Origin of the sequence: Halopseudomonas sp. (assembly GCF_038130085.1) — a bacterium.
Taxonomy (GTDB): Bacteria; Pseudomonadota; Gammaproteobacteria; order Pseudomonadales; family Pseudomonadaceae; genus Halopseudomonas.
Window position 1 is genome coordinate 19,788 of the sequence record NZ_JAYPMU010000033.1, and the last position, 8,901, is coordinate 28,688.

Here is an 8,901-nt window from a genome sequence, read left to right on the forward strand (position 1 = left end):
ACCCGCACGAAGAGCGGCTGTGACTCAGGCCAGATTCGGCCGTAGCGAGTAGCTGCGCAGGTGGCTGGCGAAATCCTGTAGTGCCTTGATGCCGCTTTCTTCAGCCTGATGGCACCAGTCTTTCAGGGCTTGCAGCATTTCGTGGCTGTTGGCGCTGGTGCGACCCCAGATCTGCTGCAGCGCCAGGCGCTTCTCGTAGATCACCTTGAGCGCCTGGCTGTGATCCAGCATGGTCTGGATGCGGGCCTGATGCTGTTCGTCGAGCAGGCTGGTTTCGCGGCTGAGCAGGCGCTTGGCGCGGCGAAACAGATGGTGCAGCGAGACATCGAGGCGCGCGATCTCGCTGCGTACCAGCGGCTTGATCACGTGCTTGCGGTACTGCGCCATGATCTGGAAGCGGTTGTTGAGGATCGCCATGGCCGTATCCATGTCCAGCGTCTGCTTGCCGGCGATCTTGTGTGCGATCGGTGCGGTGCGGCGCACTTCGGCCAAACCCAGCAGGCTGAACAGGCGAATCCACATCCAGCCCAGATCAAACTCCCACTTCTTGACCGACAGTTTGGCCGAGTTGGGGTAGGTGTGATGGTTGTTGTGCAGCTCTTCGCCTCCGATGAGAATGCCCCACGGCAGCAGATTGGTAGCGGCGTCGCGGCACTCGAAGTTGCGGTAGCCGACAGCGTGGCCGAGGCCGTTGATGACACCGGCAGCCAGTACCGGGATCCACAGCATCTGTACCGCCCAGACGGTCATGCCGAGCACGCCGAACAGGGCCAGGTCGATCAAGGCCATCAGGGTAACGCCAGCCAGCGGGAAGCGCTGATAGAGGTTGCGTTCGATCCAGTCGTCCGGGCAATTCTTGCCGTAGATACGCAGGGTGTCTTCGTTCTTCGCTTCTTCCATGTACAGCTCTGCACCCTTGCGCAGCACGGTGAGCAGGCCTTTGTGAACGGGGCTGTGCGGGTCGTCCGGGGTTTCGCACTTGGCGTGATGCTTGCGGTGAATGGCAGTCCACTCGCGGGTGTTCATGCTGGTTGTCAGCCACAGCCAGAAGCGGAAAAAGTGTTTGAGTGCCGGGTGAAGCTCAAGGGAGCGGTGCGCGGAGTAGCGATGCAGGTAGACGGTGACGCTGACGATGGTGACATGGGTCAGTACCAGTGTGACTGCCAGCAGCTGCCACCCAGACAAATTGAGTATGCCGTTGTACCACATAAATCTGCTTTACCTCGTTAGAATACGCGGACAAATAGCCCGTTTCGGGCCGATTATGGACCAACCGATGTGTGATGAACATGACCGTGGGTCGCCCCGCTGCGGCTGCTATAGTTTCCAAATGTTGACGAACGACACCGGTAAACCTGCATGAAATACGACTCCGGGGCCTGGATTGTCACGCTGTCGTATGTGGTCGTTGCGACCGCCTGGATCCTGTTCAGTGACAATCTGCTGCTGATGTTCGACGCCGATTTGCAGCAGCGCCTGCAGAGTGCCAAGGGCGTCGCTTTCGTCTTGGTGACCGGTGTTTTGCTGTTCTTTTCCGTGCGTTACCACCTGCGCCGGCGCCGACAGCAGGAGCTGGCCTTGCGGCGCAGCGATGAGCGCTTCAATCTCGCGCTGATCGGCGGTAATGATGGGCTCTGGGACTGGGATGTCGTCAGTGGCGAGATGTACCTGTCGCAGCGAGGCCGCGAGATTCTCGGCCTGTCGCAGCAGAGTGCCATGCTTGATGAGTGGCTGCAGCTGTTGCATCCGGAGGATCGCGAACCCGCTCGTCAGGAGCTGATCCGCCACCTGCGCGGTGAGTCGGAGCGGCTGGAGGTAAGCTACCGGCTGCGTCAGCCCGGTGGCGAAAATATCTGGATCGAGGTTGGCGGCCGTGCAGTGCGTGACTCGCAGGGCCGTGCGACGCGTGTGGTCGGCATGCTGCGAGACGTCACCGATCAGGTTGATCGTGAACAGAGACTGCGGCAGGCCGGGGTGATGTTCGATTGCACCAGCGAAGGCATGCTGATCTGCGACGTTGATCAGACCATCCTCGACGTCAACAACGCGTTCTGCAAGATCACCGGCTACGAGCCGGCCGAGGTAATTGGTCGGCAGCCGAGGATGCTCGCATCCGGCCGCCACGACCGTACCTTTTATCGTCATCTGTGGCAGCAGCTGCTTGCCACCGGGCGTTGGTCCGGCGAGGTCTGGAATCGCCGCAAGAACGGCGAAATCTATCCACAGTGGCAGAACATTATCAGCGTCAAGGATCACCGGGGTGAGTTGAGTCACTATGTGGCCGTCTTTGCCGACATGAGCGTGATCAAGCGTAACCAGCAGGAAATCGACTACCTCGCGCATCATGACCCGCTGACCAAGTTGCCTAATCGCCTGCTGCTCAATGAGCGCCTCAGCACGGCCATCGCCCGTTCGCGGCGGCAGGAAGCCAGCATCGGGCTGTTGTTTATCGATCTCGACCGCTTCAAGGGCGTCAACGACAGCCTCGGCCACAGTGCCGGCGACCAGCTGTTGCAACTGGTGACCCAGCGGGTGCTGCAGGTTTGCGAGGATGGCGACACGCTGGCGCGCCTCAGTAGCGACGAGTTTGCGCTGCTGGTGGAGCGGCGCGCTGGCGTGGAGGAGATGGGCAAGCTGGCCGAGCGCATTCTGCACCTGCTGCAGTCGCCTTTCGAGCTGTCTGGTCAATTGCTGCACATGACCGGCAGCATCGGTCTGGCGCTGTTTCCCCAGGATGGTACCGATGGCGCCGAGCTGTTGAAAAATGCCGATTCGGCGATGTCGCTGGCCAAGCAGCGCGGCCGCAACGGCTATGCCTTCTACACTCAGGAGCTGACTGAGCAGGCCAAGCGCCGACTGAGCCTGGAGACCGATCTGCACGAGGCCATCCGGCACAACCAGCTGCAGGTCTACTATCAGTTGCAGAAGGATTTCACTACCGGCCACTTTGTCAGTCTTGAGGCGCTGGTTCGCTGGCAGCACCCGACCCAGGGGCTGGTGGCACCGAACGAGTTTCTGCCGGTGGCGCGTAACGCTGGCCTGATGAGTGATATCGACGAGTTCGTGCTCAACGAGGCCTGTCGTCAGCTGCGGCTGTGGCTGGATGCGGGGTATCCGTTCCAGTCGGTGGCGGTCAATATGTCCGGTTACTGGATGGAGCGTGGCGATGTGTTCGGCAGCGTTTCAACCGTGCTGCGCCGGCATGGACTGGATGCCGGCTGCCTGGAGCTGGAAGTGACTGAAGACGAGGTAATGCACTTCGGTGACGAGGGTGTGCTGCTGCTGGACCGGTTGGCCGATCTGGGTGTCGGGCTGGCAATTGATGACTTTGGTACCGGCTACTCCTCGCTGTTGCGGCTCAAGCGCATGCCAGTCAACAAGCTGAAGATCGATCGCGGCTTTGTAACGGACCTGCCCGGCAGTGACAGTGACAGCGCCATGGCGCGGGCGATCATCGCACTGGGCAAGAGTTTGCAGTTGAAGGTGATTGCCGAAGGGGTTGAAAGCGAGGAGCAGCAGTCGATGTTGCACAAGCTTGGCTGTGATCTGGGGCAGGGCTACCTCTACAACCGTCCTTTACCGGCTGGCGAGATTGAGACCCTGTTGGGAGGAACCGTGCATGACTGAGTTCCAGCCGCTGCGCATGGATCGCAGCCAACCCTGCCGCGTGGGGCCACAGGATCAGCAATGGCAGGCAGCCACGCAGGCGCCGATCAGGCGCTGGCAGTTGGAGCGGGAGGCGCCAGAGAGCGGTCAGGTGACGAGTCTGGTCGAGTATCTGCCGGGCGCGCATTTTCCGGTGCATCGGCACCCGGCGGGTGAGGAGATTCTGGTGCTCGACGGGGTGTTCAGCGACCAGTCCGGCGACTATCCGGCCGGCAGCTATCTGCGCAGTCCCGCGGGCTCTGAACATGCGCCGTTTTCGGCACCGGGCTGCCTGATTTTCGTCAAACTCAACCAGTTTGCGGCAGATGATCAGGCGACGGTGCGCCTGACCCCAGCAAGCGTCGCCGCCGAGCCCTTCTGCGCCGGTGTTACCGGGCGTTTGCTGCATTGTTATGGGGCTGAGCAGACCTGGTTGCTGGACTGCGAGGCGGGCGCCGTGCTGCACTGGCCAGGTGTTGCAGGTGGAGAGCTGCTGGTAGTGAGTGGCGAGCTGGACGAAGCGGGGCGCTCTCACGCTGCGCACAGCTGGTTGCGCGACACCCGCCTGTCCGAGCTGGGGCTGAGCGCGACTATGCCCAGCCAGCTACTGCTCAAGCTCGGCGCGTTGCGCGGTCTAGAGGAAGACCCACAGTAGCAGCACGCCGAGCAGGATGCGGTAGATCACAAACGGCTGCATGCCGATCCGCTTGATGAACGCCAGGAAGTAGTGAATGCATAGGTAGGCACTGATACCGGACAGCAGTACGCCCGCTGCCATGTGCAGCCAATCGACAGCGATCTTGCTTTCGATCAGCTCGAGGGTCTCCAGACCGCAGGCCAGCACGATCACCGGAATCGACAGCAGGAACGAGAAGCGCGCCGAGGCCTCGCGGCTCAGGCCGAGCATGAGCGCAGCGGTCATGGTGATGCCCGAGCGCGAGGTGCCCGGGAACAGTGCCAGCGCCTGCGCGCAGCCGATAAAGAGGACGTCCTTCCAGTTCATCTGGTGTTCACTGCGGCTGCCGCGGTGACGCCAGTCAGCCCAGCCCAGCAGCAAGCCAAAGGCGATCAGCCCTATCGACAGATAGATGGGCGAACGCAGCACGGTCTCCACGGTGTCCTTCAGCAAAAGACCGGCCAGGCCGACCGGGATGGTGCCTAGAATTACCGCCCATGCCAGCCGAGCGTCGTCGTCCAGCTGGCGGGTTGCCAGCGAGCGGCCCCAGCTGACGGTCATGCCGAAGATGTCCCGGCGGAAGTAAATCAGTACAGCAGACAGGCTGCCCAGGTGCAGGGCGACGTCGAACGCCAGGCCCTGATCCGGCCAGTCGGTCAGCACCGGCACCAGAATCAGGTGGGCTGAACTGGAGACCGGCAGAAACTCGGTAATGCCCTGAACAATCGCAAGAATGAAAACCTGCAGCCAATCCATCGTCAGCCCGTGCTCCGCTGTTGGAAAAGGCGCAAGTAAAGCACGCCGGAGGCCGTTGGCGCGACCCTCCCGATGATTATGCGCGGCCAACACGGAGGTTGATTCACGCTGCGGGCAATGGTTCCGATGGGTATGTCATGTCATTGTCGGGCAATGCATAACAACAAGGAGAATCCCATGCGCTGGCAACATCGACCCGAAGGCTCCAACTGGGGCGACTTTGGCCCGGATGACGAGTTGGGCCGTCTCAACCTGCTGACCCCCGAGAAGGTGCTGCAGGGGGTTGCTGAAGTGCGCGACGGGCGCAGTTTCTGCCTCAGTCTGCCGTTGGACTACCCCGGTGGAAACGCGCTCAATCGCCTGCGTCATCCGCCGCGCCGTTTTACTGCCGGGCGCGCCGACAAGCTCAACTACAACTTTGAGCTGCAACGACTCAATCCGCGTTTTACCGATGTGGTCAGCGACGACGCGGTGCTGCTGTTTACCCAGTACTCGACCCAATGGGATGCGCTCTCGCATGTGGGTGGGCTGTTCGATGCTGACGGTGATGGGGTCGCCGAAGCGCTTTATTACAACGGCTGGAAGGCGGGTGAGCATATCTGCGGGCCGTCCGGCCACGAGGACGCGCTGGAGGGTGTGAACGCGGCGCGACTGGGCATTGAAAAGATGGCTGAGACGGCGGTGAGTGGCCGTGCTGTGCTGATCGATCTTGAGCGCCACTGCGGTCGGCAGCGGGTGCTGGTTGACTACGCCCGACTGCAGCAGATCATGCAGGCAGACGGCGTGGTCGTGGAGCCGGGTGACATGGTGTGTCTGTATACCGGGTTTGCCGATGTGATTCTGGAAATGGAGCGTCAGCCCGATGCGGCGCGGCTGGAATCCAGCTGTGCGGTCCTCGATGGCCGAGATCCGGCGCTACTGCAATGGATTACCGATAGCGGCCTGAGTGTGCTGATCGCCGATAACTACGCAGTGGAAGCCTATCCGGCGCGTGACGGGCACGGCTGCTGCGCCGCGCTGCCGCTGCACGAGCACTGCCTGTTCAAGCTGGGTGTGCATCTGGGCGAGCTCTGGTATCTCACCGAACTGGCGGAGCATCTGCGAGCCAGTGGCCGCAATCGGTTTATGCTGACGGCGCCGCCGCTGCGTTTGCCCGGAGCGGTCGGCTCGCCGGTGTCGCCGGTTGCACTGGTCTAGTGCTGGCGAGCGACATCCATATTTGAATTTGCGACCTTAAACCTGACCACTTGGACAGGAGCGGCGCTATTTTGGTGCGAGCGCGCCGATATTGTGCGAGGGGTGCATTGTATTGGTGCGATGTATGTGCGCGTGATTTGTGACCATGGTGTGACAGTGGCGTGATGGCGCTGCGCCATGCTTTCTGGTGCGAATATTGCTTTAGGCTCAATTCGTTCCAAATAGCGAGGTTGTTGCAGTGAGCCTGAAAAGCGATCAAATGAATCTGTCAGCGTCCGAACGCCGCTGGCTGCCGTGGTTCGGGCCGACCGGCAAACTGGCCATGGGCTGGGCCTGCCGGGTCAACAGCAACCGCTACGCGCAGCTGGAGTCGATCTTCGATAGCCTCGCGGCAACGCGGGTGAGACTGCTGCAGCAGTGGTGCGAAAACCAATGGGCAGGCCTGCAAGGTATCGGCCAGCAGTTGAGCGACAGCGCCGCTGAGGCCAGCGAGGCGCAGTTGGTTAAATTGCGCAGCAAGCTGCCGGATGCCTCCGAGTTGTTGCTGCTCGGCGCCGACGGGACTGCGCTGGCGAGTAGCGCGGGGCAGCTCAGTGGGCTGCAGCTGGACGCCCAGGCGGTGCGGGCGGGTCTGCAACATCGTTTTTTGCATGGCCCCTATATTGATCAGCGCACCCGCCAGTTGGGGCCTTCGACCTCCAGCTTTCATGACGCCGTAACCCTGATGTTCTATCAGCCGCTGCACGGTCCGAACGGTGAAGCCATGGGATGCGTCTGCGCACGCGTACCCAACGACGTGGTGGGTGACCTGATTCAGCGTGAGGCCGGGCACATCTATCAGGAGTCCGGTGACAACTACATCTTTATGGTTGAGTCGCGCTTCAATCCGTCGATTGAGCCGGGTCGGGCGCTGTCCCGTTCGCGCTTTGAGGACAGCACCTTCAGTCATGGCGACAACCTCAAGAGTGGAATCAAGACAGCCTGGGGCACGGTCAGCGTGCGTGAGCACACCGAATTCGAGGTGCGCTTTACTGACCCGGCAACGGGCGAGTTGCACCCGGGCGTGCGCGAAACCATTCGTAACGGCGAAAACACCTACGTCAAATATCCCGGTTACTCCGACTACCGCCACATTCCGGTGATCGGCAAGGGTGTGACCTTCAGTCTGCCGGGCTCACCCGACCGCTGGGGCATGATGTGCGAGGCCGACCTTGAAGAGGTCTACCGCTATCGCTCGCTCAGCTACAGCCTGATGAAGGACTTCTGGGTGCTCGCTGCGCTGGTGTTTGTCGCCCAGCTGGGCTTCGATAAGGTCGGGCTTACCGGCTGGGTGGAGCACCTGGCGCACGTCGGCGTGCTGGGGCTGGCTGGCCTGTGGTTCTGGCAGAGCGCCACACGCAAGCTCGCGCGCCGCCTCGGGCGCATGACCGAGATCATCCGTAACATCGCCGAGGGCGAGGGCAATCTCAGTCAACGGATGGACACCAGCCGACTGGTGCCGGATGAGACGGGCGAACTGGGTCGCTGGATCAACAGCTTTATCGACAACCTCGATACCATTGTTGGCCGGGTCAAGCAGGCCAGCCGCCACGCGTTGCAGAACAGCGAGCAGATGCTCGGCCGCAATCAGCAGGCCAGCGACACCGCTGAGGAAGTGACCAGCAACATTCAGCAGATGCTGGGCATGATTGAAGCGCAGCTGCAGACGGTAAACGCCGCGTCAGAAACCGCGGCGCAGATGAAAGCCAATATGGCGTCGGTGGTCGAGGCAGCGCGTGCCCGGCTGGATACCGTAACCAGCGGCACCCGCAAGATTCGCGACATCGTCGAGAGCTCGGCTGCCAGCGTGCAGGTGCTGGACAATCGTACCGGCGAGATTGTCGGCATGGTGTCGTTGATTACCGATATCACCAGTCAAACCAATCTGCTGGCGCTCAACGCTGCGATCGAGGCCGCGCGTGCCGGTGAGCACGGCCGTGGTTTTGCGGTCGTCGCCGATGAGGTGCGGGCCCTGGCCTCGCGCACCGCCAAGGCAGCCGAAGAAATCAGTCAGGGGATTACCAGCATTCGGGATGCGACACGGGAGACGGTAGTCGTGATGGAGCGCGGCGTCGCCGACGTGGATCTGCAGCTGCAGCAGGCGGCGAGTGCATCGGATGATAACGATCTATTGTATCAGACCGTTGAGGAGCTGTTTGAGGTGATCTCGGTGATGGATACCAACAGCAAGGAGCATGGTCGCCAGGCCGGTCATGTGGCCGAGGCAACTCACTCGATGAGCCAGGTGATTACCGCGCTGCGGGCCAGCTCGGGGCAGGTTAAGGAAACGGCGTCACGTTTGCATCAGCTGTCGGATACCTTCCAGGTCAGCGCCGACCGGTAGGGGCACGGCACGCCGTGCCCGGGGTGACGGTTGCACGGAACGATAGCTGCCCACGAAACACCCCCGCAGACAGCACGGGCACAGCATGCTGTGCCCCTACGCAAATATGCTGAAGGCAATAAAAAACCCCGGCTCTTTCGAGTCCGGGGTTTTTTACATCAAGCTGAAGCTTACAGCTTGCCTTCCAGCTCCGGTACCGCCTCGAACAGGTCGGCAACCAGGCCGTAATCGGCAACCTGGAAGA

6 protein-coding genes are annotated in these 8,901 nt (G+C 61.5%); 4 read left to right on the forward strand and 2 right to left on the reverse strand.

Annotated features, from left to right (window positions below; all coding sequences use genetic code 11):
- Positions 1 to 24: 24 nt before the first annotated feature.
- Positions 25 to 1,209 (reverse strand): delta-9 fatty acid desaturase DesA, encoded by a 1,185-nt coding sequence (desA, locus tag AAFM31_RS16630; RefSeq protein WP_341709020.1) that lies wholly within the window; start codon positions 1,207 to 1,209, stop codon positions 25 to 27.
- A 150-nt stretch (positions 1,210 to 1,359) separates the two neighbouring features.
- Here desA and AAFM31_RS16635 point away from each other — a divergent pair, with 150 nt between their 5' ends.
- Together AAFM31_RS16635 and AAFM31_RS16640 are read left to right on the forward strand one after the other, a co-directional pair.
- Positions 1,360 to 3,627: an EAL domain-containing protein gene (locus tag AAFM31_RS16635; RefSeq protein ID WP_341709021.1), complete on the forward strand. Its 2,268-nt coding sequence runs from the start codon at positions 1,360 to 1,362 to the stop codon at positions 3,625 to 3,627.
- Positions 3,620 to 4,300 (forward strand): cupin domain-containing protein, encoded by a 681-nt coding sequence (locus AAFM31_RS16640; RefSeq protein WP_341709022.1) that lies wholly within the window; start codon positions 3,620 to 3,622, stop codon positions 4,298 to 4,300. The genes AAFM31_RS16635 and AAFM31_RS16640 overlap by 8 nt, the downstream gene beginning before the upstream one ends.
- On the opposite strand, the gene AAFM31_RS16645 is transcribed toward AAFM31_RS16640, so the two are convergent.
- Positions 4,280 to 5,077, reverse strand: a complete 798-nt coding sequence (locus AAFM31_RS16645) for an undecaprenyl-diphosphate phosphatase (protein WP_341709023.1) — start codon at positions 5,075 to 5,077, stop codon at positions 4,280 to 4,282. The genes AAFM31_RS16640 and AAFM31_RS16645 overlap by 21 nt on opposite strands.
- 177 nt (positions 5,078 to 5,254) lie before the next feature.
- Here AAFM31_RS16645 and AAFM31_RS16650 point away from each other — a divergent pair, with 177 nt between their 5' ends.
- Both AAFM31_RS16650 and AAFM31_RS16655 read left to right on the forward strand, forming a co-directional pair.
- Positions 5,255 to 6,274: a cyclase family protein gene (locus tag AAFM31_RS16650; protein WP_341709024.1), complete on the forward strand. Its 1,020-nt coding sequence runs from the start codon at positions 5,255 to 5,257 to the stop codon at positions 6,272 to 6,274.
- 259 nt (positions 6,275 to 6,533) lie between these two features.
- Complete coding sequence (locus AAFM31_RS16655; protein ID WP_341709025.1) at positions 6,534 to 8,657, forward strand: methyl-accepting chemotaxis protein; 2,124 nt, start codon at positions 6,534 to 6,536, stop codon at positions 8,655 to 8,657.
- Positions 8,658 to 8,901 lie beyond the last annotated feature (244 nt).

What these genes read in the sequence shown, in the direction of transcription:
- AAFM31_RS16655 (WP_341709025.1), top strand. Translation starts at nt 6,534, where the DNA reads ATGAATCTGTCAGCGTCCGAACGCCGCTGGCTGCCGTGGTTCGGGCCG.
- desA (WP_341709020.1), bottom strand. Translation starts at nt 1,209, where the DNA reads ATGTGGTACAACGGCATACTCAATTTGTCTGGGTGGCAGCTGCTGGCA.
- AAFM31_RS16645 (WP_341709023.1), bottom strand. Translation starts at nt 5,077, where the DNA reads ATGGATTGGCTGCAGGTTTTCATTCTTGCGATTGTTCAGGGCATTACC.
- AAFM31_RS16635 (WP_341709021.1), top strand. Translation starts at nt 1,360, where the DNA reads ATGAAATACGACTCCGGGGCCTGGATTGTCACGCTGTCGTATGTGGTC.
- AAFM31_RS16640 (WP_341709022.1), top strand. Translation starts at nt 3,620, where the DNA reads ATGACTGAGTTCCAGCCGCTGCGCATGGATCGCAGCCAACCCTGCCGC.
- AAFM31_RS16650 (WP_341709024.1), top strand. Translation starts at nt 5,255, where the DNA reads ATGCGCTGGCAACATCGACCCGAAGGCTCCAACTGGGGCGACTTTGGC.